The organism is Achromobacter sp. ACM03 (assembly GCF_014851665.1).
Lineage (GTDB): Bacteria > Pseudomonadota > Gammaproteobacteria > Burkholderiales > Burkholderiaceae_B > Achromobacter > Achromobacter aegrifaciens.
In genome coordinates this window covers 463,532-490,495 of record NZ_JACVAD010000002.1, presented here as the reverse complement: position 1 = coordinate 490,495, position 26,964 = coordinate 463,532, and the positions used below count along the sequence as shown (strand labels likewise).

Here is a 26,964-nt window from a genome sequence, read left to right as displayed (position 1 = left end):
CGGCACCCGCAAAGACCCGCCCCGATCAGGCGCCTTTGCCTGGGATGCGCAGCAGCATTGTATGTTGCATTGCAGCATTTCCGCCGGATCCCGAGGACAGGCCTGCCCCAGGCCGCCGCAGCCGCCTCCGCCCCCAGGCTCATCCAGGCAAGCGCGCTTTCGCCCCATCATCTCTCAAGGAAACACCATGGTTTCGCGCAATCGTATTGCTGTGCTCGCCGTCTTTGCCGCCATCGTCGCCGCTGGCGGCGGTTATGCCCTCTTCCGCGCTCCCGCTGGCGCCAATGCGGCGCAGGCGCAGACTGCCCCCACGGCGCCGCCAGTCGAAGTGGCCGAGGTCCTGAACAAGACCATCGTGGACTGGCAGCGCTACTCCGGCCGCCTGGAAGCCATCGACCGCGTCGACATCCGTCCCCTGGTGTCGGGCACCCTGACCGCCGTGCACTTCCAGGACGGCAGCATCGTCAAGAAGGGCGACGTGCTCTTCACCATCGACCCGCGTCCCTACGCGGCCGAGGTGGACCGCGCCGCCGCCGCCCTGACCGCCGCGAAGGCCCGCGCCTCGTATACCGCCAGCGAACTGGCCCGCGGCCAGCGCCTGCTGACGGACAACGCCATCGCCCGCCGCGATTTCGAGGAAAAGCAGAACGCCGCACGCGAAGCCGCCGCCAACCTGCAAGGCGCCCAGGCGGCGCTGGACTATGCCAAGCTGAACCTCGGCTACACCCGCATCGAAGCCCCGGTGGACGGCCGCGTGTCGCGCGCCGAGGTCACGGTGGGCAACGTGGTGGCGGCTGGCGCCGGCTCCGTGCCGCTGACCCGCCTGGTGTCGGTGTCCAAGATGTACGCATCGTTCGACGTGGATGAACAAACCTTCCTGCGCTATGTGAACCCTGCGCGCGGCGGCCGCGCCAGCGCCGTGCCGGTGGAGCTGGGCCTGGCCAACGAGGAAGGCTATTCGCGCACCGGCGTCGTGCAGTCCGTGGACAACCGCCTGGACACCACCTCCGGCACGATCCGCGTGCGCGCCGAGTTCGACAACGCCGACGGCCAGCTGCTGCCCGGCCTGTACGCCCGCGTCCGCCTGGGCGGCAGCGAACCGCGCCAGGCCGTGCTGATCGACGAAAAGGCCATCGGCACCGACCAGGACAAGCGCTACGTGCTGGTGCTGGACGACAAGAACCATGCCGTCTACCGCCAGGTCAAGCTGGGCGCCAACCAGGAAGGCCTGCGCGTGGTCGATTCGGGCCTGGCCGCCGGCGAACGCATCGTCGTCAACGGCCTGCAGCGCATCCGTCCCGGCGATGCCGTGACCCCCACCGTCGTCCCCATGGTTGCGGCCCAACGCAACCCGGTCAAGACCGCCTCGGCCACCCTGAACTGAGCCGGCGCGTCTAACGAGAACGTCCATGAATATCTCGAAATTCTTCATCGACCGGCCGATCTTCGCCGGCGTGCTGTCGGTCCTGGTGCTGCTGGCGGGCCTGCTGGCCATGTTCCAGCTGCCCATCTCCGAGTATCCGGAAGTGGTGCCGCCGTCCGTGGTCGTGCGCGCGCAGTATCCAGGCGCCAACCCCAAGGTCATCGCCGAAACCGTGGCCTCGCCGCTGGAGGAATCCATCAACGGCGTCGAGGACATGCTGTACATGCAGTCGCAGGCCAACAGCGACGGCAACCTGACCCTGACGGTCAACTTCAAGCTGGGCGTGGACCCGGACAAGGCGCAGCAGCTGGTGCAGAACCGCGTGTCGCAAGCGCTGCCGCGCCTGCCGCCGGACGTGCAGCGCCTGGGCGTGACCACGGCCAAGAGCTCGCCCACGCTGACGCTGGTGGTGCACCTGATCTCGCCCAATGACCGCTACGACATCACCTACCTGCGCAACTATGCGATCCTGAACGTCAAGGACCGTCTCGCCCGCATCACCGGCGTGGGCGAAGTGACGGTGTGGGGCTCGGGCAACTATTCCATGCGCGTCTGGCTGGACCCGCAGAAAGTCGCCCAGCGCGGCATGACCGCGAGCGAAGTTGTCGCCGCCATCCGCGAACAGAACGTGCAGGTCGCCGCCGGCGTCATCGGCGCGTCCCCCACGCTGGGCGACGTGCCGCTGCAACTGAACGTGAATGCCCGCGGCCGCCTGCAGACCGAAGAGGAATTCCGCGACATCATCCTGAAGACCTCGCCCGATGGCGCCGTGACCTACCTGTCGGACGTGGCCCGCGTGGAACTGGACGCGCAGGAATACGGCTTGCGGTCGCTGCTGGACAACAAGCAGGCGGTGGGCATGGGCATCATGCAGTCGCCCGGCGCCAACGCGCTGGACGTGTCCAGCCAGGTGCGCGCCGCCATGGCCGAGTTGTCGCAGGACTTCCCGCCGGGCGTGGAATACCGCATCGAATACGACCCCACCCAATTCGTGCGCGCCAGCATCAAAGCCGTGGTGACCACGCTGCTGGAAGCGATCGCCCTGGTGGTGCTGGTGGTGATCCTGTTCCTGCAGACCTGGCGCGCGTCCATCATCCCGCTGCTGGCGGTGCCCGTGTCCATCGTGGGGACCTTCGCCCTGCTGCTGATGTTCGGCTATTCCATCAACGCGCTGTCGCTGTTCGGCATGGTGCTGGCCATCGGCATCGTGGTGGACGACGCCATCGTGGTGGTGGAAAACGTGGAGCGCAACATCGCCGCGGGCCTGAGTCCGCGCGACGCGACCTATCGCGCCATGCGTGAGGTCAGCGGCCCCATCATCGCCATTGCGCTGACGCTGTGCGCGGTGTTCGTGCCGCTGGCCTTCATGACGGGCCTGACCGGCCAGTTCTACAAGCAGTTCGCCATGACCATCGCCATCTCGACGGTGATCTCGGCCTTCAACTCGCTGACCCTGTCGCCCGCGCTGTCGGCCATCCTGCTCAAGAGCCACCACGACAAGCCCGACTGGCTGACCCGTGGCATGAACCGCGTCTTCGGCCGCTTCTTCAACTGGTTCAACAATATGTTCGGCCGCGCGTCCGAGTCGTACGGCACGGGCGTCACCAAAGTGATCCGCCGCAAGGCCAGCGCCATGGGCGTGTACGCCGTGCTGGTGGCCGCCACCGTCGGCGTCTCCTATCTGGTGCCCGGCGGCTTCGTGCCCGCGCAGGACAAGCAGTACCTGATCGCCTTCACGCAGCTGCCCAACGGCGCCTCGCTGGACCGCACGGACGCGGTGATCCGCCGCATGAGCGACATCGCCCTGAAGGAACCCGGCGTACAGAGCACCATCGCCTTCCCCGGCCTGTCGATCAACGGCTTCACCAATAGTTCGAGCGCCGGCATCGTGTTCGTCATGCTCAAGCCCTTCGAAGAGCGCAAGAACGCCGCGCTGTCGGGCGACGCCATCGCGGGCTCGCTCAACCAGAAGTTCGCGGCCATCCAGGACTCGTTCATCGCCGTGTTCCCGCCCCCGCCCGTGATGGGCCTGGGCACGCTGGGCGGTTTCAAGTTCCAGATCGAAGACCGCAGCGCCGCCGGCTACGCCGCACTGGACAAGGCCAAGCAAGCCTTCCTGGAAAAGGCGCGCCAGACGCCGGAACTGGGCCCCGCCTTCTCCAGCTACGAGATCAACGTGCCGCAGCTGGACGTGGACCTGGACCGCGTCAAGGCCAAGCAACTGGGCGTGCCGGTGACGGAAGTCTTCGACACCATGCAGATCTACCTGGGCTCGATGTATGTCAACGACTTCAACCGTTTCGGCCGCGTCTTCCAGGTGCGGGCGCAAGCCGACGCGCAATTCCGCGCGCACGCCGACGACATCCTGCAACTGAAGACCCGCAACGTCGCCGGCGAAATGGTGCCGCTGTCCTCGCTCGTCACCGTCAACCAGACCTTCGGCCCGGAAATGGTGGTGCGCTACAACGGCTACACCGCCGCCGACATCAACGGCGGTCCGGCGCCCGGCTACTCGTCCGACCAGGCCCAGGCCGCGGCCGAGCGCATCGCCGCCGAGACCCTGCCGCGCGGCATGAAGATGGAGTGGACCGACCTGACCTACCAGCAGATCCTGGCGGGCAACGCGGGCCTGTGGGTGTTCCCGATCAGCGTGCTGCTGGTGTTCCTGGTGCTGGCCGCGTTGTACGAAAGCCTGACCCTGCCGCTGGCCGTGATCCTGATCGTGCCGATGAGCATCCTGGCCGCGCTGACGGGCGTCTACCTGACCGGCAACGACAACAACATCTTCACGCAGATCGGCCTGATGGTGCTGGTGGGCCTGTCGGCGAAGAACGCGATCCTGATCGTGGAATTCGCCCGCGAACTGGAAATGAACGGCCGCAGTCCGCTGGACGCCGCCATCGAGGCCAGCCGCCTGCGCCTGCGCCCCATCCTGATGACGTCCATCGCGTTCATCATGGGCGTGGTGCCGCTGGTGCTGTCCTCGGGCGCGGGTTCTGAAATGCGCCAGGCCATGGGCATCGCGGTGTTCTTCGGCATGCTGGGCGTGACCCTGTTCGGCCTGTTCCTGACCCCCGTGTTCTACGTGCTGCTGCGCACGCTGGGCGGCAAGACGCTGCACTCCGCCGCGCCGCACGAGGCTCCTGTGTGCGTCCCGCACGTGGCCCCGAACGCGCAACCCGCCCAGCAACATCACGCCTGAGCCGGCTCACCACAGTAGCTAGACAGCGCCTTCCGCCCCCTAGGCGGAAGGCGCCCACAAGAGAATAGTCATCATGATCAAAAGACTGACCCGCGGTTCCGCCCTGCTTGCCGTCCTGCTCGTGCTGGCCGGCTGCGCGGTGGGCCCCACCTACGAACGCCCCTCGGCCGCGGTGCCCGCGGCCTTCAAGGAAGCCGCCCTGCCCGCTTCCGAGGCCGGCACCTGGAAGACCGCCGAACCGTCGGAAGACGCGCTGCGCGGCGCCTGGTGGAAAGTGTTCGGCGACGAAGGGCTGAACCAGCTGCAGGAAGAAGCCCAAAAGGCCAACCAGAACCTGCAGGCCGCCGCCGCCCGCCTGACCCAATCGCGCGCGCTGCAACGCGAAGCCCGCGCCGGCTTCTTCCCCAACCTGGACGCCGCCTTCGGCCCCAACCGCCAGCGCCCCTCGGCCGTGTCGCAGGGCCTGCCCGACGGCACCTCGACCAGCCCGGTCACGACTTGGCGCGCCCAAGGCGCCGTTTCCTACGAAGCCGACCTGTTCGGCCGCGTCGCCTCCACCTACGACGCCGCCAGCGCCGACGCCCAGCAAAGCGAGGCCCTGTACCGTTCCGTGCTGCTGGCCCTGCAGGCCGACGTCGCCACCACCTACTTCCTGGTGCGCGAACAGGACGCCGAATCGCAGCTCTACCGCCAGACGGTCAAGCTGCGCACCGACACCCTGCAACTGATCCAGCGCCGCTACGACGCCGGCGACATCAGCGAACTGGACCTGGCCCGCGCCAAGGCCGAACTTGCCAGCGCGCAATCCGAAGCCCTGGGCATCGACCGCCGCCGCGCCGCCTCCGAGCACGCGCTGGCCGTGCTGCTGGGGCGCGCCCCGTCAGACTTCGCCATGCCCGAGCAGCCCATCCAGAAGGTCGCGCTGTCGATCCCCGCCGGCCTGCCATCCACGCTGCTGGAACGCCGCCCCGACATCGCCGCCGCCGAACGCGCCATGGCCGCCGCCAACGCCCGCATCGGCGCTGCCAAGTCCGCGTTCTTCCCGCGCCTGGACATCACCGGCGCCTTCGGCTACGAGTCCTCGGACCTGGGCAACCTGTTCCAGTGGTCCAGCCGCACCTTCCTGCTGGGCCCGCTGGTCGGCGCCGCGCTGTCCATGCCCATCTTCGACGGCGGCCGCCGCCAGGCCGGCCTGGACCGCGCCCGCGCCGTCTACGAGGAAGACGTCGCCGTCTACCGCCAGACCGTGCTGAACGCGTTCCGCGAAGTGGAAGACAACCTGGCCAACCTGCGCATCCTGGCCGACCAGACCAAGGCGCAAGACGCAGCCGTCGACGCAGCCGCCCGCGCCGCCAAGCTCTCGCACACGCAGTACCGCGAAGGCTCCATCAGCTACCTGGACGTCATCGAAGCCGACCGCAGCGTCCTGCTGCAGCAACGCGTCGCCGTGCAGCTCAGCGGTGAACAAGCGCGCTCGGCCGTAGGCCTGATCCGCGCAATTGGCGGCGGCTGGGAGAACCCGGTGCCGCCGGAAACGGTGGCATCGAAGTAAGAGGCAGGCGCGCCACTGGCAAGACACGGCAGCCCGTTGGCACCAGTTCGGAGCGACCGCGGCAGCAACCGCAATCGCTGTCGGTGTCACGGGCGCAGTAGCAGTAGCAGTAGCAGTAGCAGTAGCAAGACCAAGCGTAAGCCCCAGATCGGCCGCCCGCGCGGCCGATCTGGGGCGGGCCCCGCAAGATCTTCCGCCAACCGCTACCGGCGCCAAGAACGCCAAGCAAACCACCCGCCCCAGCGCCCGTAAAGATCCAACCAGCCGAGCCAGTCGCGTCGGGGGCCGGCGGGGCGCGGGGCGTCGATAAGCCCGACGGAATCCGAAGGAACCGCCGCAGGCGGTGACGAGGATGAGGATGGGGAAGTCCGGAGCGAACGCTCCGGACTGCAATCGTTGCCCCGCGTCCCGCCGGCCCCCGACGCGACTGGCGTCTTAAGAACCAACAGAAGCCACAGAAGCAGCAGCAGCAGCAGCAGCAGCAGCAGCAGCAGCAAAAGCAACCAGAAAACCTACGGCCGCCCCCGCAGCCACTCCTCAAGATCAGCAGCCGGCAACGGCGGCGAAAACAAAAACCCCTGCCCCGCCGCACACCCCTGCTCGATCAAAAACCGCCGCTGCTCTTCGTTCTCGACGCCTTCAGCCACCACAGGCAGGCTCAGGCTCTCGCCGATACGAATCACAGCGCTGGTCAACGCCCGAGCCGCGTCATCGCTCTCCAGCCCCTGCACGAAACTGCGATCCAGCTTCAGTTCATCCACGATCAGTCGCCGCAAATGCCCCAGGCTGGAATAGCCAGTCCCGAAATCGTCCATCGACAACCGCACCCCCAAGCGATGCAGCTCCGCGATCGTCCGCAACGTACCCGCCGTCGCATCCAGCACCACGCCTTCCGTGATCTCCAGCATCAGATCCGCCGCCGCCAGCCCGAACTCGGCCAGCGTCGCCTCGATCAACCGCGGCAGATTCAGATTGTGGAAATTCGTCGCAGACAGGTTCACCGACACCGACGGCACCCGCAGGCCCTTCGCCCGCCAGACCGCCAACTGCGAACAAGCCTCGTGCACCGCCCAGTCGCCCAGGTCGCCGATCAACCCGCATTCCTCGGCCAGCGGCACAAAGCGCGCCGGCGAGATATCGCCCAGCGTGGGATGACGCCAGCGCGCCAACGCCTCGACCCCGTACAGCTGCCCGTTCTTCAGCCCCACCTGCGGTTGATAGTGCAACCGCAAAGCCTTCGCCTCCAGCGCATCGCGCAAGGCGGCCTCCAGCGCCAGGCGCTCCTGCGCCTGCCGGTTCATCTCGGCGCTGAAGAAAGAGATGCGGTTGCGCCCTGCCGTCTTGGCCTGGTACATCGCCATGTCGGCATGGCGCAGCAGCGTATCCATGTCGCGCCCGTTCTCCGGGAACACGCTGATGCCGATGCTGACCGAGGGATTGAGCGTGATACCGCCCACCGAGAACGGCTGAGCCAAGGCGACCAGCACATGCTCCGCCGCCGTCGTCAGTCGACCGTGTTCAAAGTCCGGCATCAGCATCACGAACTCGTCGCCCGACAAGCGGCCCACGATGTCGGTCGCGCGCGCCAGGCGGCGCAAGCGCTGCGCCACGTCGCGCAGCAACGCATCGCCTATGGGATGGCCCAGCGTATCGTTGACCTGCTTGAAGCGATCCAGGTCCAGGAACAGAATGGCGACACGCTTGCGCTCGGGTTCAGCGCGCGCGATGGCCTGCTCGGCCTGCGCCAGCAGCAGGTTGCGGTTGGGCAAGCCGGTCAGTTCGTCATAGAACGCCAACTGGCGGATACGCGCGCGGGCCTCCTCGCGCTCCAGCGCCAGCGCGCACAAGTACACGCACACGTCCACCAGCCGGTGATGGAAATCGTCGGGCAGACGCCGCTCGCGGAAATAAAAACCGAAGGTGCCTATGACCCGGCCATCGCTGGACTTGATCGGCGACGACCAGCAGGCCTTCACGTCGTCCGGCAGCGGCAGGTGTCGATAGTCGTCCCACAGCGGATCGGTGGAGATGTCCGGCACGATCACCGGCCGGCCCAGGAAGGCAGAGGTGCCGCAAGCGCCCGCCTGCGGCCCGATGGCCACGCCGTCCAAGGCGTCGGTGTAGGCCTGCGGCAGGCTGGGCGCGGCCAGCGGCCGCAGCAGCCCGGCATCGTCCACCCGCAGGACGCTGGCCGCGACTTCGGGCGCCAGACGTTCGACCTCGCGGCACACCATGTTCATGACCTCGACCACCGAGGCCTCATTGACCATGGCTTGCAGCACGCGGCGCTGCAAGACTTCGTGCACCTTGGTGGGCGTGATGTCCGTCAGCACGTCCACGATATTGACCAGGGCGCCGCGTTCGTCGAACACGGAGTTGGCCATCACCGACACCCACAGCGGGCGGCCGGCGCGATCGTAGACCAGCACGTCCTTGTGGTAGCCCTCGCGGCAGGCGATGCGGCGGCCCAGCTCTTCGCGCGTGCCGCCGTCCGGCCTGCCTCCGGCCAGCAGTTCGCCCAGCTCCTGGTTGACGGCGTCGCCGCGGGAAAAGCCCAGCATGCGCTGGAAGCCGTCGTTCACGTAGAGGATGCGGCCGTCCTTGCCCGACACCGCGACGGCATTGCCGGTTTCGTTGATGCCCAGCAACAGGAGCCGGATCTCTTCCTGGCGGTCGGCATCCGCGATGGATTTGCGGGAGATGACGGAAATGCGTACGACATCGCCGGCTTCGCCGGCGATGGGCATGTAGGTGGCTTCGATCCAGACGAAGCCGCCGTCCTTCTTGCGATAGCGGCAGGTGCCGGTGAAGTGCTTGCCGCCCAGCAGCCTGGCCCAGACCTGCTCGCCGCCGACGATGCCCTTGCCTTCGTCCATGCTGTCGCAAAGCATGTCATGGCGCAGCTCCAGGGCCTCTTCGCGGGCATGGCCGACCAGGGCGAGAAAATTCGCGTTGGCGTTCAACAAGGAGCCAGCCGGATCAAAATCGAACAGCAGCAGCGCCCGATCCATGGACGCCAGATAGGTGGCGGAGTGCCACGCGGCGCCTTGAGGGCGCTCGTCGGTAACGCCTGGATAAGAATCAAGCATATGGGGCTCCATGCCGGATAACAGCTGATCCGGTTTCATCTGCGCTTCGGAAACCCGAGTTCGACGCGGTCGCGTCCGTCCTGCTTGGCCAGGTACAAGGCCTGGTCCGCACGGCTGAGCGTTTCAGAGAAGGTTTCTCCCAACTGGTGATATGCCATGCCTATGCTGACCGTCAATCTCAACACGTCATCTCCCACCGTGATTGCCAAGGCGCGCACCGCGCCCACCAGCCGGTCCATGACGCGCTGGGCGTCCTCGGGCTGGGTGCTGGGCAGCAGCACCAGGAATTCCTCGCCGCCCCAGCGGCCGCATAGATCGTATTCGCGCAAGTTGTCGCCCAACGCGCCGGCCAGCTCGACCAGCGCGCGGTCGCCTGTTTCATGGCCATAGCGGTCGTTGACCGACTTGAAATGGTCCACGTCCAGCATCGCCACCACGAAGGTCGATCCGCCGCGAGACACGCGCAAGACCTCCTGCTTGATCATTTCCATCAAGGCGCGCCGGTTCAAGAGGCCGGTCAAGGGATCGCGATTGGAGGTTTCCTGCAATGCGGAGTTCAGGTCCCGCATCATGTTCTGGTAGTGGTCCGAGATGCGCGCGATGCGGGTCAGCCGGCGCAGTTGCCGGTCGAAACGGTCGCACAGGCCCAGCTCGCGTTCGTGCGCCATGCTCTGGTAGGCGTCCGACAGTTGAGTCACGCGCTCGATGCGCGCCATCTGTTCGGCCGTATGCCGCCAGAGCGCGTCCAGCGCTTCATGCAACGGATGGCCCTGATAGACCGGATCCGCCAGCAATTCGGCGATGCGCTTGTCCAGCTGGGCGGCGTCGGATTTCATTGGCGGCCGACAACGGAAAAGGGAAACGTGCAGTCTTCCTTGAATTCCTCGGCCAGTTCGCCGACGCGCTCATTGCGCATGTCGTAGAACCATGTGACGCTGACCTCGCGGCCCTTGTTGTGGGCAGCCTCCAGCAGATCGAAGATGTCCATGACGGACTTGATGCTGCTGGTGTTCAGGTAGAGCAGTTCCAGCTCCAGCTTCAGGGGCGCGGCGCTGCTCAGCAGATAGGCTTCGACCCATTCGATGACGGGACCGAACAGCTCGAAGGAATTCTCGGGATAGGAGTCGCCGCGCATCGCCAGCACGCCGGCAGCGGTGTCGGCGGTGATGGCGGGCGTGGACTGGGTCCCGGGAATGTTCAAATCGTTCATTAGTTGCTCCAAATATATTCTTGGCCCGGCACGCCTTCAGATCACGACGCTCAGGCTGAAGAAGGCCTGCCCGGGCGCTGCGGCGGGCGTCAGGCTGGCCTCCAGCGGCGCGCCAGCGCGGCGGGCGATATCGATCAGCCCCAGGCCGGCGCCCGAGGCGACGCCCTGGGCGCGCGGCTTGTGCAGCTGCGCCTTGTACTCGGCCTTCAGCGCCGCCTTGTCCAGCGCGGCCAGTTCCTGGATGCGGGCGACCAGCGCCTCGCCGTCCTCCGCCTTAACCAGGTTGCCCGCCGACACCACGTAGCGGCTTTCATCGCGGCGGCCGATCACCACGGTGGCCGAGGCGTCCAGGTCGTCGTGCAGCGCGGCGTACTGGCGGATGTTCTGGATCATCTCTATGTAGACGGAGAAAACGTCCATGGCCTCGGCCGGTCGCGCGTGCTCCGCGTTCAGATAGTTCTTGAGCGCATTGCCGATTTCCTCGATCAGGCTGCGGGAAGTCGGTCCGTTGAAGCACAACAGAGTGCGATTCTGGTTGAACCGTTCGCCCAATGCGTAAAGATCGGAGGCATTCATGGGGGTAACCGCCCTGATAACGTTTATTCGAAACGGAACGACAGCAAGGTGATGTCATCACGCTGCGGCCGCCCGCCTTGGTACTCTGCCAGCGCCTGGGTAAAGGCGGCCGCCTGTTCGGTTAACGGCCGGCGCGCGTGCGTCTTGAGCATTTCCGCGAACCGGGTATTGCCAAAGCCAAAGCCGTGTTCGCCTCCCGCCTGGTCCAGGAACCCGTCCGTGACCAGGTAGTAGGTCCAGCCGGACTCCATTCGCAGTTCGATGTTTTCGTAGGTCTCGGTGCGCTTGTCGCCCAGCGCCCGCTTGCCGCCGGGCACCTCGCGCAGTTCCTCGCCGTTGCTCGCGTACAGGCTGATCTTGGCGCCCGCATAGCGCAACCGGCCGCCCTGGCGGTCAATATAAACCAGGGCCGCATCCGTGTTCGTGGCCAGCGCACGGGGCAATTGCGCGTCGGCAAGCATGGCGCGGATGGCGTTGTCGGTGCGGGTCAGGATGGCGGCGGGGTCGGCCGGGCCGGCCTCGGTGATCGCCAGATCTATGGCGGCGCGGGCCAGCATGGTCATCAATGCGCCGGGCACGCCGTGGCCGGCGCAATCCATGATACCCAGCAGGCAGTTGGCGCCGTCGGAGCGGAATACGTAGAAGTCGCCGCCCACCACGTCGCGCGGCTTCCACAGCACGAAATGGTGCGCGCCCAGGGACTGGGTAAGCTGGCGATCCGGCAGAATGGCGCGCTGGATCAGGCTGGCGTAATCGATGGAGTCGTCGATTTTCTTGTGCGCGGCGGCCATGGCGCGATTGGCGTCCTCGAGTTCGGAGGTGCGCTCGCGCACCTTGGTTTCGAGTTCAGCCGTGTGCTGGCGCACCTTGTCCGCCATCACGCCGAAGGCGCGGCTGAGGTCGCCGATTTCGTCCTGGCCGCCCGGAGGCAGGCGCACGTCGTAGCTGCCGTCGGCGATGGCGCGCGCCGACTGCTGCAGGCGGCGCAAGGGGCGCAGCATCAGGCGCTCGATGGCGTAGCCGAAGCACAGCAACATGGCCGCGAACAGCACCACCAGGCCGATCGCCGCGGGCCAGAGCCAATCCGTGTCCAGTACCCGGGCCGCGCCCAGGTCCACCACCGTCAGCACGTGCCAATGCAGTTCCGGCATGTAGGCTACGGACACCAGCTGCCGGATGCCGTCCATCTTGACCCAGGCGGATTGCACCGACTGCGGGTCGGTCCGCGCCGCCTTCATGGCCGCGGCCAGCTCGGCGCGGCCCTCGCCGCCGTCCAGCAGGTTGAACACCGTGCCGCGGGCAGCGCCGCCCGCGCCCGAGTTGTAGGCAATGAGCGAGGCGTCCATGTGGGCCTGGATCGCGCCTTCCTCGTCGACGATGATCGGCGTGACCCCGGGCTGGCCGCTGTTGACGAATTCACGCAGGAATCCGCCTACGTCCAGACCGGAACCGGTCAGGCCGATGACCCGGTCGCCGTCGCGCACCTGGACGTTGATCCAGACCTTGGTGGTCTTGAGCTTCAGGTCCGGGTTGACGTTGATGTTGTATTTGGCGGGAGACGCCAGCGTCAGGTAGAACCAGGCGTCGTCGGCCGCGCTTTTGCTCAGCGTGTAGCGCGGCGTCTCGGACAGGGGCTGGTCGTCGTTGAAGTAATAATTGCCCGAGGCGGCGCTGGCGATGAAGTAGGCGCGTCCCAGCAGATCGCGGCGGTAGCCGTCGGCTTCGCGAAAGAACAGCTCGCGCGCGGCCGGATCGCTTTCGTGCCGCAGCCAGCGGCGAGTGACCTCGCTATCCGCCAACCGCTGCGACAGGGCCAGTTCACGGGACACCGGCGCCAGGATGCGCTGGCGGTTCAATTGCGTGAAGTTGTCGGAGAAAGCCCGTCCGAAGTGCTCCCTGACCCCGTCCAGCACCTGCCAGCCGATCAGGGCCGCCGGCGCCAGGGCAACCAGGCACGCCAGCAACAGCGCCATCAACGATTTTCTGCGCAAACCCCATTTCGCCATGCAAAGTCTTCCTTACTGCCTGATAAGACGTAACGTGCGTGAAGGGGACGCATGGGCAGACTTTCGTTGTGTAACGATGTTTCGCCGCGCGCTTGCCCCGCTTGTCCAGCCATGAGCCTGTTGCAGGCGTACCCTCGAGGCACGTCCGGCGCGACAAGTGTAGAGAACAGTGGATCCAATTGAAACAGGAGCAAACGCTTGTAAGACGCTCGGGCGTCCTAAGTTGCACTACTGCAATGTAAATATCGATTTATTGCTTTTTATTTCACGACCGGCAGCGTTTGCCTGTTTACATTGCAGCTTTCTTGCTACACGCCCAGATAGCGTTCCCAGAGGCCGCGATCCGCGTCCAGGGCCTGGGAGTCCCCCGTCCAGACGACCTTGCCGCGCTCCAGGATCACGTGGCGGTCCGCCAGGCTCAGCAGCCGTTCGACGTATTTGTCGATGACCAGGATGGTCTGCCCGGCCTGGCGCAGGCGCGCCAGGCAATTCCAGATTTCCTCGCGGATCTTGGGCGCCAGGCCTTCGGTGGCCTCGTCCAGGATCAGCAGCCGCGGATTGGTGACCAGCGCCCGGCCGATGGCCAGCATCTGCTGCTCGCCGCCCGAGAGCTGATTGCCCATGTTTCGGGCGCGTTCGTGCAGGCGCGGAAACAATTCAAAGACGCGCTCGGGCGTCCAGGGTTCGCCGATGTCCGGGTTGCGGGAGGCGACGAAGGCTGTCAGGTGTTCGCGCACCGTCAGATTCGGGAAGCACTGCCGCCCTTCCGGCACGATGGCCATGCCGACCCGCGCGATGCGGTCCGGACTCCAGCCGCTGATGTCCTGGCCCGCGAACTGGATCTTGCCGCCGCGCAGGGGCAACTGGCCGAACAAGGTGCGCAGCAGCGTGGTCTTGCCCATGCCATTGCGGCCCAGCAAGGTCACGACCTGGCCCGCGCCGATTTGCAGGTCCACGCCGAACAGCACCTGGCTGGCGCCGTAACCGCTCTTGGCGGATTCGATGGTCAGCATCATGCGGTCTCCTCGTCGCCCAGGTAGGCTTGCCGCACTTCCGGGTTGGCGCGGATTTCGTCGGGGGTGCCGGTCGCGATGACGCGGCCGTAGACCAGCACCGACAGGCGGTCGGCCAGGCGGAACACCGCCTGCATGTCGTGTTCGACCAGCAGCATGGCGGCTCGGCCCCGCATGGATTCGATCAATTCGGTCAGGCGCACGGTTTCGTCGGGCCCCATGCCCGCCATGGGTTCGTCCAGCAGCAGGACGGCAGGCCGTGCGGCCAGGGCCAGCGCGAATTCGACCTTGCGCTGTTCGCCGTGCGGCAGGGTGCCGGCCGGGCGTTCCAGCAGGCTGGCGTCGATGGCGCATTCCCGGGCCAGCTCGCGCGCCTGCTCGTACAGGGTTGATTCAGCGGCGCGCGGCTTCCAGAAGCGGAAGCTGCTGCCGGCATGCGCCTGCACCGCCAGCACCAGGTTGTCCAGCACGGAGGATTGCTTGAAGATGTTGGTGATCTGGTACGACCGCGACAGCCCGGCAGCCACTCGCTGATGGGCGTTCATGCTGGTGACGTCGCGTCCGCCTACCGTCAGCTTGCCCGAGTCAGCCGTCAACGTGCCGGACAGCAGATGGATCAGCGTCGACTTGCCCGCGCCATTGGGGCCGATGAGGGCATGGATCTCGCCCGGGTTCAGGGACAGCGACACATTGTCGGTGGCGACCAGCGCGCCGAAGCGGCGCACCAGTCCCGTGGCCTGCAGGGCCGGCGTTACAGCTGCGTTCATGATCCCGCCTTGCCGGATTGGGTGGCAGCGGCGCGGCCGCTGAACAAGGGGCCGAACAGCCCGACCAGACCGCGCGGCGCGCCGAACACCACGCACAGCAGCAGCACGCCCAGGGGCAGGTGCCAATATTCGGTCCACAGGCGCAGCACTTCCTCCAGGGTCAGCATGACCACGGCGCCCGCCACGCCGCCATAGCGCAGGCCGATGCCGCCCACCAGCACCATAATCAGCAGGTTGGCCGACTGGGTCCAGTGCATCAGGCTGGGCGAGATGAAGAGATTATGGTTGGCCAGCAGCGCGCCCGCCAGGCCGGCCACCGCGCCGCTCAGCGTGAAGGCCATCAGCTTGATGCGATAGACCGGATAACCCATGGATTCCATGCGCGATTCGTTTTCGCGTATGCCTTGCAGGGCGGTGCCAAAGCGCGAGCTCACCACGCGGCCGAACACCCACATGATCAGCGCGAACAGCGCTAGCACCAGGTAATAGAAGCTGACGTCATTGGCCAGGTCGATGCCCGGCAGGCTGGAGTAGCCCGGCAGGTTCAGCCCGTCCTCGCCGCCGTACTGCCGCAGCGAGATGAAGATGTAGAACAGCATCTGCGCGAAGGCCAGCGTGATCATGATGAAGTACACGCCGCGGGTGCGCAGCGAAATCGCCCCCGTGATGCAGGCCAGCACCGCCGCCAGCAGCATGGCCACGGGCCAGACGATCAGGGCGGACGTCACGCCCGACATGGCCAGGATGCCGACCGCGTACGCGCCCGCGCCGAAGAACGCCGCGTGTCCCAGCGCCACCATGCCGCCATAGCCCAGGATCAGGTTCAGGCTGGTCGCGGCCAGCGCATAGATCAGCACGCGCCGCACGAAGGAAATGTAAAAGTCCAGGCCCAACGCCGGCGCGACCAGGGGGAATACGGCCAGCGCGGCCAGCAGGACCACGGTCCAGATCATGGATTTCATGCTCAACCCCGCGCCGGAAACAAGCCGGAGGGCCGGAACACCAGCACTGCCGCCATCAATACATAAATGGCAATGGCGGCCAGCGTCGGTCCGACGCTGGAGGCCACGGCCGGGGAAAAGACCTGGCGCAGCAGCATGGGCAGGAAGGCCCGCCCCGCCGTATCCACCATGCCCACCAACAGCGCGCCGACAAAGGCGCCGCGAATCGATCCGATGCCGCCGATCACGATGCATACCAGCACCAGGATCAGGATTTCCTCGCCCATGCCCACCTGTACCGACGTGATCGGGCCGAGCAAGGCGCCGGCCACGGCGGCCAGCATGGCGCCCAGCACGAACACGCCCAGGAACAGCAGCGGCACGCGCACGCCCATCAGGGTGGCCATCTGGCGGTTGGACGCCCCTGCCCGCACCAGCACGCCCGCACGGGTGCGCGTCACGAACCAGTACAGGCCCGCGGCGGCGGCCACACCGAACACGATGATCATCAGGCGGTAGGCGGGATAGAGCAGATCGGGCAGCAGCCGGACCGGGCCGGACAGCGCGGCCGGCATGTTCAGCATGACGGGGGCCGGCCCCCAGATCATCTTGACCAGATCGTTGGCGATGAGGATGACGGCATAGGTGCCCAGCACCTGGGCCAGGTGGTCGCGCAGCGCCAGGCGGCGGATCAGCGTGAGTTCCAGCACCACGCCGACGATGCCGGTGGCGACTGCCGCCACCAGGACGGCAGCGGTGAATGAACCTGTGCGCTGCATGGTTTCGGCGGCGACATAGGCGCCGGCCATGTAGAGCGAGCCGTGAGCCAGATTCATGATGTCCATGATGCCGAACACCAGGGTCAGCCCGGCCGCGATCAGAAACAACATCAACCCAAACTGCAGACCGTTCAGCAATTGCTCGACGATCAGCGTAAACGTCATGAAGACTTCCCCCTGCCGCGAAGTGCCGATGGCCTGGTTCGCGGCCTAATCAATAGAGCCATCTGATTGCGCATCGCGTCCGCGCACCAGGCACGGCGCATGCAGCGGTGTCACCCGACCCGGATGCCGCGGAGCCGGCTTCGCCGGTCCGCAGGCATGCCCCCTTGAGGGGGAAGCGCGCAGCGCTTCGGGGGTGGGTCTTTCCCTCTACAGCTTACATTCGCCGACGTAGACGTCCTGGTACTTGTCGAACACCTTGCCCACCAGCTTGTTGGTAATGCGGCCGCTGCCGTCCTTGTCGACGACACGCAGGTAATAAGACTGGATGGGATAGTGGTTCTTGCCGTAAGTGAAGCTGCCGCGCACCGAGGGGTAGTCGGCTTTTTCAAGCGCGCGCACGATGGCTTCGCGGTCGGAGGCCTTGCCGCCGGCCTGCTTGACGGCAGCGTCCATGGCCATGATCACGTCGTAGGCCTGGGCAGCGTACACCGAGGGGTAGCGGCCGTTGTATTCCTTGCGGAAGGCTTCGACGAAGGCCTTGTTCTGCGGCACGTCCAGGTCATGCGCCCACTGCGCCGTGTTGTACATGCCCAGCATGGGTTCGCCCACGGCCTGGATCACGTCCTCGTCGGCCGAGAAGCCCGGGCCGATCAGCTTGACGCTTTGCGACAGGCCGGTCGAGACGAACTGCTTGACGAAGTTGATGCCCATGCCGCCCGGCAGGAAGATATAGACGGCGTCCGGCTTGGCGGCGCGGATCTGCGCCAATTCTGCGGCGTAGTCGATCTGGCCGAGCTTGGTGTAGACCTCGTCGCCCGGGGCGGTCTTGTAGCCGCGCTTGAAGCCGTTGAGCGCATCCTTGCCGGCCGGATAGTCCGGGGCCATGATGAACATCTTCTTGAAGCCGCGATCCGCCGCAACCTTGCCGGCCGCTTCGTGGAAGGCGTCGTTCTGGTAGGACGTGCCGAACCAGTACGCATTGCACTGCGCGCCGGCGAACTGGCTGGGGCCGGGGTTGTTCGACAGGTACGGCACCTTGGCCGCGAACAGCGCGGGGCCCACGGCCAGCGCCACGTTCGAGCCGATGGGGCCGGTGAAGAAATCGACCTTGTCGCGCTGGATGTAGCGCGTCACCAGTTGGCGGGCCTGGTCGGGGTTGCCGCCCATGTCGGTCTGCACGAATTCGGCGGGCTGCCCGCCCAGCTTGCTGCCCAGTTGCTTGATGGCCAGGTTGAAGCCGTCGCGGGCTTCGGCGCCCAGGGCGGAGAACGGACCGGAGATGTCGTTGGCGATGCCGACCTTGATGGTGTCGGCGCCGGCCAGTGCCGGCACCAGGGCGGCGGCGGCCAGAAGGGAAGTGATCAAACGCATGGTGGTGTGCTCCGTGCGCGAGCCCGCGCAGAGGGTGTTCTTTTTTGAAATCGCGATTCGAAAAACTTCGTGCAGCACAGCCAAGGCTGGCGTGCTTCATAGTTTAGGTTTAAAGTATTCGGCAAAACAAGTCTAGGGTTTTTACCAAAGGGTTTTTACTAATAAGCTACCGCCATGGTTACCCTCCACCCAAACTATGAACGCGCCGTGCCGGATACCCGGCGCGACGTTCGCGCGACAGTACCCGACATCCCGCCGATACTCAAGAAGCGCGCCGCCGGCAACGCCGCGGCCCGCCTGACGATCCTCGATCGACAGCATCTGGCGCCCGCCCCTCATTCCCGGTAATTTCCATAGCCATGACCGACACCCCCGACCTGGAATCCCGCGCAGCGCCCGACGATCACCATGCGCTGCGCCTGTGGCTGCGCATGCTGACCTGCGCCAATCTCGTCGAGAGCGAGATCCGCAGCCGCCTGCGCAATGAGTTCGACACGACCTTGCCGCGCTTTGACCTGATGGCGCAATTGCAGCGCGCGCCCAAGGGCATGAAGATGGGCGAACTGTCGCGCCACATGATGGTCACCAACGGCAATATCACCGGCATCACCGACCAGCTCGAAAAAGAAGGCCTGGTGGTGCGCACCAAGGTCGAATCCGACCGCCGCAGCTCGCTCATCAAACTTACGCCGCTGGGCAAGAAGAGCTTCTCCCGCATGGCCCGCGCCCACGAATCCTGGGTCAAGTCCATGTTCGGCGACCTGCCCGAAAGCACCCGCAACGCGCTGTTCCAGGCCCTGGGCGAACTCAAGCTGCAAGTGGTGGCGACCCGCTCCGAATCCGCCAAGAACTGAACGCCCGCAGGCGCCCATGTCCGCCTGCGGATTGGCGCATAATTGCCGCCATGATTCCGGTTTCTCTTCCTGGCGGTAATTTCTACGTGCTGATGGCAGCTTCGCTGGCCTGCCTGGCCACGCTGCTGACCTGGCTGGCCGTGCTGGCCACCACCTCCAGCGCCCGGGAATGGCTTGGCGGCCACCGGCGCGGCGGCGCCGTCCTGATGGCCCTGCTTGCCATCGTCGGCGCCATCTTTCCCTATCAGCAGTTCAGCCTGTGGTTCTCGGCCCGGCAAAGCGCCCAGGCCGACGCCGGCCGCAAGACCGTGCTGGCCCAGTCCACCCAATTGGCGGGAGTGGAGATGCCGGCCGGCACCGTGCTCAGCCTGGCCAAGCCAGGCGATCTGGCATCGTTCGATCTCGCCGTCTTCCCCGAAAGCCACCCCGCCTCCATCCAGGGCGTCGCGGCCACGCGCATGTTCCGCTACCCGGCCAGCAGCAAGCAGGCCGAGACCCTGTCGGTGGAGATCGCGCGCGACCAGGCGCAGGACGGCTGGCTGTGCGCGCATGGGCACCGCCTTGAATTCGTGCTGCACGATGGCCGCCCGCGCTTTGCCAGTTGCCATCTGGCCATCGGCAATACCCTGAACCAGCAGCCCGTGCCGCCCGGCGCCTGGCTGAAGGTCATCAATGGCGGCAGCGCCGCCGACGCGCCGCGCTGGCTGCTGCGCACCGAAGGCAGCGAGGCGCTGGAGGTGGGGCGCATGCCCATGCTGAAGGTGGACATGCAGCTGGACAGCCAGCGCCGCATGCTGGATTTCGAAGGCCTGCTGGCGCGCGAGACCGTACTGGGCGACATGACCTACCAGCCCGGCACCCGGGTGCTGGCCGCCAACCCCCGCCTGCCCGGCGCCCAGCCCGGCGACCTGCTGTTCTCGCCGTCGCGCGGACGTTCGGCGCGGCGCGCGGGCGGCGAGGACGTGCCGGCGGGCAAGTCGGTGCTGCAGTCCCCGGACGGCGCCGTGCGCAGCGTGCTGGGCAACCGCGAGGCCGGCGTGCTGGACGTCGCGGCCATGCGGATCGGCCCCTGACCGGACGCTGTCCCAATCCGGTGGGATAATACGAAGCTTTCCCCCGCGCGCCGCCTCGCCTGGCGGCGATTCCGTCCTGCTCATACATGAGACGAAGTCATGGCCGTTAATCTGCAGATCCCCTCCGAGTCCGAAATTTTTCCTGTTGCCGGCGTTGAAATCGGCGTTACCGAGGCCGGCATCCGCAAAGCCAACCGACGCGACCTGACCGTGTTCCGCTTCGCGCAGGGCACCAGCGTGGCCGGCGTGTTCACGCGCAACCGCTTCTGCGCCGCGCCGGTGCAGGTCTGCCAGGCCCACCTGGCCGCCGGCGGCCCGATCAGCGCGCTGGTCATCAACACCGGCAACGCCAACGCCGGCACCGGCGAAGAAGGCCTGCAAAAAGCCAAGGACACCTGCGCCGCGCTCGGCAAGCTGCTGGGCGTACCCGCGGCCGAAGTCCTGCCCTTCTCCACCGGCGTCATCCTGGAGCCGCTGCCGCTGGAACGCCTGGTGGCCGGCCTGCCCGCCGCCATCGCCGACCTGGGCGCCGACCACTGGTTCAGCGCCGCCCACGGCATCATGACGACCGACACCCTGCCGAAGATCTCGTCCGCCAAGGTGCAGATCGACGGCAAGACCGTCACCTTCACCGGTATCAGCAAGGGCGCCGGCATGATCCGGCCCAACATGGCCACCATGCTGAGCTTCCTGGCGACCGACGCCGGCATCGCCCAGCCGCTGCTGTCCAAGCTGGCCGGCGAAATCGCCGACGCCTCGTTCAACCGCATCACGGTCGACGGCGACACATCCACCAACGACTCCTTCATCATCGCCGCCACCGGCAAGTCGGGCGTCGAAGTGAACGCCGAATCCGATCCGGCCTACGCCGCCGTGCGCGCAGCCCTGACGGCCGCCGCGCTGGAACTGGCGACCAAGATCGTGCGCGACGCCGAAGGCGCCACCAAGTTCATGACCATCCGCGTCGAAGAGGCCGGCACCACCGAGGAAGCGCTGAAGGTGGCGTACGCCGTCGCCCACTCGCCGCTGGTCAAGACCGCCTTCTTCGCCTCGGACCCCAACCTGGGCCGCATCCTGGCCGCAGTGGGCTACGCCGGGATCGACGACCTGGACGTGTCCAACATCCGCCTGTGGCTGGACGATGTGCTGGTGGCCAAGGACGGCGGCCGTAACCCCGCCTACCAGGAAGCCGACGGCCAGCGCGTGATGAAGCAGGCCGAGATCCAGGTGCGCATCGCCCTGGGCCGCGGCCAGGTCAGCGACACGGTCTACACCTGCGACTTCTCGCACGAATACGTGTCGATCAACGCCGACTACCGCTCCTGATCCGAAACTTCCGGGACTTCAGACGTGACCGCAACCGAGTTCTCCACCCTTATCCAGCGCGCCGAGCGCGTGCTGGCGCAGCTGGAAGCCTGGCTTCCGCCCGCAACGCCCGAAATCGACTGGACCGCCCACGCCTACCGCTGGCGCAAGCGCGGCGCGCGCGGTTGGCTGGACGCCGTACGCCACGTCGCGCGCATCGACATGGCGGACCTGCAGCACATCGAGCGCCAGAAGGGCATCATCGATCGCAACACCCTGCAGTTCCTGGAAAAGAAGCCGGCCAACAACGTGCTCATGACCGGCGCCCGCGGCACTGGCAAGAGTTCGCTGGTCAAGGCCATGCTGGCCGCCTATGGCGACCGCGGGCTGCGCCTGATCGAAGTGGACAAGTCCGACCTCGGCGACCTGGCCGACATCGTCGAACTGGTCGCCTCCCGTCCCGAACGCTTTATTGTGTTCTGCGACGACCTGTCGTTCGAGGAAGGCGAGGCCGGCTACAAGGCGCTGAAGTCGGTGCTGGACGGGTCGGTGTCGGCCTCGGGCGACAACGTGCTGATCTATGCAACGTCCAACCGGCGCCACCTGATGCCGGAATACATGAGCGAGAACCTGGCGGCCAAGCATCAGCCCGACGGCGAGATCCACCCCGGCGAAACCGTCGAGGAAAAGATCTCGCTGTCCGAACGCTTCGGCCTGTGGCTGTCGTTCTACCCCTTCAAGCAGGACGACTACCTGGACATCGTCTACCACTGGCTGCGCGAGCTGGGCTGCCCGGAAGCGCAGATCGAACCCTCGCGCACCGAGGCGCTGCAATGGACGATCGAGCGCGGCTCGCGTTCTGGCCGCGTGGCGTACCAGTTCGCGCGCGACTGGGCAGCCCGTCATGTCTGAAAAGATCGTCGACGTCGCCGCCGGCCTGATCCTGCGTCCGGACGGCATGCTGCTGCTGGGACAGCGCCCCGAAGGCAAGCCCTGGGCGGGCTGGTGGGAGCTGCCCGGCGGCAAGCTCGAACCCGGCGAAACCGTGCTGGAAGCCCTGGCGCGCGAACTGCAGGAAGAAATCGGCATCCGCGTCACGCAGTCGCGCCCCTGGGTCACCTACGTGCATGCCTACCCCCACACCACGGTGCGCCTGGCGTTCTGCCACGTCACCGGCTGGGAGGGCGAACCGCGCAGCCTGGAAAACCAGCGCCTGGAATGGGTCGCCCCTGCGCAGGCCGCATCGGTGGGAGATCTGTTGCCCGCCACCCTGCCCCCGCTGCGCTGGCTGCAGTTGCCCACGTCCTACGGCATCAGCTCCGTGGGTTCGCGTGCCGGCGTGGCCGCTTTCCTGGGCCGTCTGGAAGCGGCTCTGGCGCGCGGCGTCAAGCTGGTGCAGCTGCGCGAACCGCAATGGCCGGACGGCGTGGCCTCGCCTTCGCTGCATGAAGTGCTGCAACAGGTGCAGAAGCGCTGCCGCGCCGCGGGCGCCCGGCTGCTGGTCAACAGCATCCATCCCGCCGCCTGGTGGCGCGAGGCCGACGGCGTGCATCTGCGCGCGGCCGATGCCGCCAAGCTCACGGCGCGCCCTGAACTCCCCGCGGGCGCGCTGGTCGGCGTGTCGGCCCACGACAACGCCCAGGTCGTCCACGCACGCGAACTCGGCGCCGACTTCGCGGTACTGGGTCCCGTGCTGGACACGCCCAGCCACCCCGGCGCGGCGACGCTGGGTTGGGAAGGCTTCGTCGCGGGCAATCGCGACGCCGGCATCCCGGTGTTCGCGCTGGGCGGCCAGTCGACCCAGACCGTATCGCAGGCGCTGCGCCACGGCGCGCACGGCATTGCAGGGATACGCGGCCTGATCTGAGCCGCGCGGCGGCTTTGCTGAAAGCCGCCGCCTGCCAGCTCCACGGGGGCATCCAACGGCTCCCTCTGGGGCAGCCTCCGGCCCTCACGGGATTGACGCTACTCCGCGATTCCTTGCGGAACGCCGGCATGCGCCCTGCGCCGCGACACGCTCTCCCACGCCGCCACCAGAATCATGATCAACGTGGTCAAACCGCCCACCATGAGGTTGTCGGTCACAAAGGCCACGGGTGCCAGCACGGCCAGCAGCACCAGTCCCACTACGTGCGACAGCGGGAAGCGGCCGTAGACCACTGTCTTGTAAATACCGTTGCCCGCCAGGTATAGCGCCGGGCCACCGATCAGCGCGGCGGCCGCCGGCATGGCGATGCGCCCATCCGGATGCAATATGACGAGCTCGTTGGCCACGGCGGACACGATCACGCCGGCGATCAGGATGACGTGCACATAGTGGAACCAGGCGCCGATGCGGCCTGGATCGTCGCTATGCACGATGGCCTCGCTGCCGTCACGGCTGCTGGTGTCGAAGTACACCCACCACATGGCGGCCGTGCCCAGGAAAGCCGCCAGCAACGCGATCAGCGCGGGCGCGTTCCAGCGCTCCAGGCCGGCCAGCGTGGCGCCGGTGATGAGCAGGGTTTCGCCCAGCGCCACGATGACGAACAGCTGGCAGCGCTCGGCCAGGTGGCCGCCCTCGATCGTCCATTCGCTGGTCGCGGAACGCCCCAGGCCGGGAAACCGAAAGCCGATCATGGGCGACAGATACTCGCAGGCCACCGCCAGCGCCCACAGCGCCAGCCGCGTGCCGTCCTGGGACAGTCCGCCCGCAATCCACAAGACTGCCGACACGCACAGCCACGCCAGCATGCGGCGGAAGTTGGGCGCCAGCGGATGCGCAGGCCCCAGGTGCAGCACGATGAATAGCGTGCGTCCCACCTGGATCAGCGCGTAGCTGACGGCGAACACCAGCCCCGTGGCGCCGAACGCGCCCGGCAGGGCGGCGCCAAAGACCAGGCCGGCCAGCATCACGGCAAACAGCATGATGCGCATGGGCACGGCGTCGGGATCGAACCAATTCGTGACCCAGCAGGTGTATTGCCAACCCAGCCAGACGGCGAACCACAGCACCAGGGAGTGGAGCGCGCCCAACAAGGTCAGATCATGCAGCAGACCGTGGGAGATCTGGGTGACCGCGAAGACGTACACCAGATCGAAGAACAGCTCGACGAAAGTGACGCGGGCTTCGTGCCCGTCGCGGCGGCGCAGCAGGTTGGCGCTTGCGAGAAAGGTCATGGCGTGGGCCTCGCCTTGGGGATGATGGCGCAGCCAGATTAGCGCAAGGCGGGTCGTGCCGGATCGTCAAAAAATGCAAAGCCCGGCGGGCGTGGCGGCGATGCCACGGGCCGGATCTGCGCGGCCTTGCCGCCACCCGCAACAGCACGGAACCCAGCCGAAGCCGCACTAGGCTCGCAGCGACCTGCGGTAAGCCGTCATAGGCGGGAGACATGCGGCGCGCTATAAAAGGCGGGCGCCATACATCAGTCGAGGAGAGCGCCATGAAATCAGAATCCATCTATAAAACTTCCCATGGCCGGCCAGCCAGTCCGGCACTGGGGTACATCGTCGCCATCAACCAACGGCAAACGCCGGCGCCGGCGCCCGCACCCGCCGACAGGTCCTGGGACTCCTGGTTCGCAGGCGAGTCCGTCACTGCCGACTTTCTCAACGACCGCGATCAACCCGTGGACAGGGCAGGAGGCCGCTCATGCCGCTGAAGCTCGTGCTGGACACGAATACCTGCATCTTTGCCATCAAGAACAAGCCCGACGCAGTGCAGCAGGCGTTCAACCGACGGCAGGGCCAGTTATGTATCAGCGCGATCACCGCCATGGAGCTCGCTTATGGCGCGGAAAAGTCCGCCGCCCCCACCCGCAATCACGCCGTGGTCGACGGCTTCCTGAAGCGCCTGGAAGTGCTCGACTATGACCATGACGCGGCAGCAGATTCCGGTCAGCTTCGCGCGGAACTGGCGCGCGCCGGAACGCCCATCGGCCCCTACGACGCCATGATCGCCGGCCACACCCACTCGCGCGGCCTGGTACTTGTTACGAACAACACGCGTGAATTTTCCCGCGTGCCCGGGTTGCGGCTGGACGATTGGACGCTGAAACACTGAGCCTGGGTGTCCGTCGCCCCGCTGTCGTGCCCCTGTCGTATCGCTGCGCCGTCCTATCGGCTACCTTGGTGACTCCGAACCAATGGAAAAAGCGCCAGGTCGAAAAGCGGCTGGGGCGACCGCTCTGACCCGCAGTCAATCAATCTTGTAATCCATCCAGGACGCAACCATCTCGCGCAACCCGCCGCCGTCGTCGAAGGCTTCGCGCCCGCCCTCGGCCTTGTTGCGGCCCAGTTCCAGGATGTACATATAGTCGGACACCTCGGCGCAGCGGCGCACGTTCTGGTCCACCAGCACCACCGTCATGCCCTCGTCGGCAAAGCCGCGGATCAGCGTGTAGATCTCCTTGGAGATCTTGGGCGCCAGCATGGCGGTGGGCTCGTCCAGCAGGATGACGGACGGTTCGATCAACAAGGCCCGCCCGAACTCCACGAAACGCTGCTGTCCGCCGCTCATGCTGGAGACGGGGTCGTCGCGCTTCTGCGCCAGGATCGGGAAGCGGTCATAGACGGAGTCGATGCGCTGGCGCACGCGAGCCTTGTCCTTGCGGAACGGCCAGCAGCCCAGCAGCAGGTTGTCGTGCACCGACAATTCGCCAAACAGGCTGCGGTGCTGCGGCACGAAGGCCACGCCGTTGCTGGCGCGCTCGTGCGAGGGCTGGGCGCTGATGTCCGCACCGCGCAGCGTGATGCGGCCGGTGCGCGGCGGCAGGAAGCCGAACATGGTCTTCAACACCGTGGACTTGCCGGCGCCATTGGGGCCGATGACGCCCGTCACCTTGCCCGCGCGCGCCTGGATGTTGACGTGGTTCAGGATGGTGATGTCGCCGTGGTAGGCCACGGTCACGTCTTCCAGCGCGAGTATCGACGTGCTCATGTCAGGCTCCCAGATAGGCTTCGACCACGCGGGGGTCGGCGCGCACTTGCTCGGCGTTGCCCTGGCTCAGGATGGCGCCTTCGTTCATGACGATGATGTGGTGGGACAGCTGGTAGATCGAGGTCAGGTCGTGCGACACCAGCACCACCGAGCAGTCGTGCTCGCCCGGCAGTTCGCGGATGACCGAGATCAGCAGTTGCGCCAGCGCCGGATTGACGCCCGCGAAAGGCTCGTCCAGCAACACCACCTTAGGTCGCGCCACCATGATGCGCGCCAGTTCCACCAGCTTCTGCTGTCCGCCGGACAGCTCCTCGGCGTAGTTGTGGCGCAGCCGGTGCAGCTCTACTTTGTGCAGCCAGTATTCGGATTGGGCGTAACGCTCGTCGGCGCTGCGGCCGGTCTGCTGCTGCGCGACCTCCAGATTGTCCAGCAGGGTCAGCTGCCGGAAGATGCGCGGCACCTGGAAGGTGCGGCCCACGCCCAGCCGCGCGACTTCGTGGATCTGCTTGCCGGCGATGTTCTGGCCGTCGAGCTCGATACGGCCCTCGTCCGGCGTGTAGATGCCGTTGATGCAGTTGAGCATGGTGGTCTTGCCTGACCCGTTCATGCCGATGACGCCCAGGATGGAGCCGCGCGGCACGTCCAGGTCCACGCCCTGCAAGGCGACCAGCCCGCCGAAGCGCTTCTTGAGATTGCTGACTTTCAACATGTGTCCGGCTC

Annotated in this window: 23 protein-coding genes; 10 read left to right on the top strand and 13 right to left on the bottom strand. The window is 66.5% G+C overall.

What is annotated here, in order from left to right:
* Window positions 1-187 precede the first annotated feature (187 nt).
* The 3 genes from IB257_RS10535 to IB257_RS10525 all read left to right on the top strand — a co-directional run bounded on the left by IB257_RS10535 (window position 188) and on the right by IB257_RS10525 (window position 6,177).
* Window positions 188-1,384, top strand: coding sequence for an efflux RND transporter periplasmic adaptor subunit (locus IB257_RS10535; RefSeq protein ID WP_175159728.1), 1,197 nt, complete (start codon window positions 188-190; stop codon window positions 1,382-1,384).
* 25 nt (window positions 1,385-1,409) lie between these two features.
* Window positions 1,410-4,625 (top strand): efflux RND transporter permease subunit, encoded by a 3,216-nt coding sequence (locus IB257_RS10530; protein WP_054458791.1) that lies wholly within the window; start codon window positions 1,410-1,412, stop codon window positions 4,623-4,625.
* 73 nt (window positions 4,626-4,698) lie between these two features.
* Window positions 4,699-6,177 carry an efflux transporter outer membrane subunit gene (locus IB257_RS10525; RefSeq protein ID WP_054458788.1) on the top strand — a complete coding sequence of 493 codons (1,479 nt, stop codon included), beginning with the start codon at window positions 4,699-4,701 and terminating at the stop codon, window positions 6,175-6,177.
* A 512-nt stretch (window positions 6,178-6,689) separates the two neighbouring features.
* On the opposite strand, the gene IB257_RS10520 is transcribed toward IB257_RS10525, so the two are convergent.
* From IB257_RS10520 to IB257_RS10475, 10 genes are all read right to left on the bottom strand, one after another.
* On the bottom strand, window positions 6,690-9,266 hold the full coding sequence (locus IB257_RS10520) for an EAL domain-containing protein (protein ID WP_054459221.1): 2,577 nt from the start codon (window positions 9,264-9,266) through the stop codon (window positions 6,690-6,692).
* Window positions 9,267-9,301: 35 nt separating this feature from the next.
* Entirely contained in the window at window positions 9,302-10,102 is an 801-nt protein-coding gene (gene siaD / locus IB257_RS10515; protein WP_192492266.1) for a biofilm regulation diguanylate cyclase SiaD, read from the bottom strand.
* On the bottom strand, window positions 10,099-10,476 hold the full coding sequence (siaC, locus tag IB257_RS10510; protein WP_054459225.1) for a biofilm regulation phosphoprotein SiaC: 378 nt from the start codon (window positions 10,474-10,476) through the stop codon (window positions 10,099-10,101). Before siaC ends, siaD begins: the two co-directional genes overlap by 4 nt.
* 36 nt (window positions 10,477-10,512) lie before the next feature.
* On the bottom strand, window positions 10,513-11,052 hold the full coding sequence (gene siaB, locus IB257_RS10505) for a biofilm regulation protein kinase SiaB (RefSeq protein WP_054459227.1): 540 nt from the start codon (window positions 11,050-11,052) through the stop codon (window positions 10,513-10,515).
* A gap of 23 nt (window positions 11,053-11,075) precedes the next feature.
* The gene (gene siaA, locus IB257_RS10500) at window positions 11,076-13,058 is read right to left on the bottom strand and encodes a biofilm regulation protein phosphatase SiaA (protein ID WP_199728345.1); all 1,983 of its coding nucleotides are present in this window, start codon (window positions 13,056-13,058) and stop codon (window positions 11,076-11,078) included.
* Between the two features lie 308 nt (window positions 13,059-13,366).
* Window positions 13,367-14,071, bottom strand: a complete 705-nt coding sequence (locus IB257_RS10495; protein WP_175159935.1) for an ABC transporter ATP-binding protein — start codon at window positions 14,069-14,071, stop codon at window positions 13,367-13,369.
* Window positions 14,071-14,838, bottom strand: a complete 768-nt coding sequence (locus IB257_RS10490) for an ABC transporter ATP-binding protein (protein WP_175212735.1) — start codon at window positions 14,836-14,838, stop codon at window positions 14,071-14,073. The genes IB257_RS10495 and IB257_RS10490 overlap by 1 nt, the downstream gene beginning before the upstream one ends.
* Window positions 14,835-15,800 (bottom strand): branched-chain amino acid ABC transporter permease, encoded by a 966-nt coding sequence (locus tag IB257_RS10485; protein WP_192492265.1) that lies wholly within the window; start codon window positions 15,798-15,800, stop codon window positions 14,835-14,837. Before IB257_RS10485 ends, IB257_RS10490 begins: the two co-directional genes overlap by 4 nt.
* Before the next feature lie 2 nt (window positions 15,801-15,802).
* Window positions 15,803-16,723, bottom strand: a complete 921-nt coding sequence (locus tag IB257_RS10480; RefSeq protein ID WP_013391329.1) for a branched-chain amino acid ABC transporter permease — start codon at window positions 16,721-16,723, stop codon at window positions 15,803-15,805.
* Window positions 16,724-16,930: 207 nt separating this feature from the next.
* Complete coding sequence (locus IB257_RS10475) at window positions 16,931-18,094, bottom strand: ABC transporter substrate-binding protein (protein ID WP_054459234.1); 1,164 nt, start codon at window positions 18,092-18,094, stop codon at window positions 16,931-16,933.
* 359 nt (window positions 18,095-18,453) lie between these two features.
* On the opposite strand from IB257_RS10475, the gene IB257_RS10470 reads away from it, so the two are divergent.
* The 5 genes from IB257_RS10470 to IB257_RS10450 all read left to right on the top strand — a co-directional run bounded on the left by IB257_RS10470 (window position 18,454) and on the right by IB257_RS10450 (window position 23,193).
* The gene (locus IB257_RS10470) at window positions 18,454-18,948 is read left to right on the top strand and encodes a MarR family winged helix-turn-helix transcriptional regulator (protein ID WP_054459239.1); all 495 of its coding nucleotides are present in this window, start codon (window positions 18,454-18,456) and stop codon (window positions 18,946-18,948) included.
* Window positions 18,949-18,998: 50 nt separating this feature from the next.
* Window positions 18,999-20,021 carry a hypothetical protein gene (locus IB257_RS10465; RefSeq protein WP_192492264.1) on the top strand — a complete coding sequence of 341 codons (1,023 nt, stop codon included), beginning with the start codon at window positions 18,999-19,001 and terminating at the stop codon, window positions 20,019-20,021.
* 99 nt (window positions 20,022-20,120) lie between these two features.
* The gene (argJ, locus tag IB257_RS10460) at window positions 20,121-21,347 is read left to right on the top strand and encodes a bifunctional glutamate N-acetyltransferase/amino-acid acetyltransferase ArgJ (RefSeq protein WP_192492263.1); all 1,227 of its coding nucleotides are present in this window, start codon (window positions 20,121-20,123) and stop codon (window positions 21,345-21,347) included.
* A 24-nt stretch (window positions 21,348-21,371) separates the two neighbouring features.
* A complete protein-coding gene (locus IB257_RS10455) occupies window positions 21,372-22,238 on the top strand; it encodes an ATP-binding protein (protein WP_054459246.1) in 867 nt (288 codons plus the stop codon).
* A complete protein-coding gene (locus IB257_RS10450; RefSeq protein ID WP_119451845.1) occupies window positions 22,231-23,193 on the top strand; it encodes a Nudix family hydrolase in 963 nt (320 codons plus the stop codon). The genes IB257_RS10455 and IB257_RS10450 overlap by 8 nt, the downstream gene beginning before the upstream one ends.
* Before the next feature lie 98 nt (window positions 23,194-23,291).
* Here IB257_RS10450 and IB257_RS10445 read toward each other — a convergent pair whose 3' ends face one another.
* Entirely contained in the window at window positions 23,292-24,485 is a 1,194-nt protein-coding gene (locus IB257_RS10445; protein ID WP_054459250.1) for a low temperature requirement protein A, read from the bottom strand.
* A 263-nt stretch (window positions 24,486-24,748) separates the two neighbouring features.
* Here IB257_RS10445 and IB257_RS10440 point away from each other — a divergent pair, with 263 nt between their 5' ends.
* On the top strand, window positions 24,749-24,967 hold the full coding sequence (locus IB257_RS10440) for a hypothetical protein (RefSeq protein WP_192492262.1): 219 nt from the start codon (window positions 24,749-24,751) through the stop codon (window positions 24,965-24,967).
* On the top strand, window positions 24,958-25,368 hold the full coding sequence (gene vapC, locus IB257_RS10435) for a tRNA(fMet)-specific endonuclease VapC (RefSeq protein ID WP_192492261.1): 411 nt from the start codon (window positions 24,958-24,960) through the stop codon (window positions 25,366-25,368). The genes IB257_RS10440 and vapC overlap by 10 nt, the downstream gene beginning before the upstream one ends.
* A gap of 135 nt (window positions 25,369-25,503) precedes the next feature.
* On the opposite strand, the gene IB257_RS10430 is transcribed toward vapC, so the two are convergent.
* Both IB257_RS10430 and IB257_RS10425 read right to left on the bottom strand, forming a co-directional pair.
* On the bottom strand, window positions 25,504-26,244 hold the full coding sequence (locus IB257_RS10430) for an ABC transporter ATP-binding protein (RefSeq protein ID WP_054459254.1): 741 nt from the start codon (window positions 26,242-26,244) through the stop codon (window positions 25,504-25,506).
* A gap of 1 nt (window position 26,245) precedes the next feature.
* Window positions 26,246-26,953, bottom strand: coding sequence for an ABC transporter ATP-binding protein (locus IB257_RS10425; protein ID WP_054459256.1), 708 nt, complete (start codon window positions 26,951-26,953; stop codon window positions 26,246-26,248).
* Window positions 26,954-26,964: the final 11 nt, after the last annotated feature.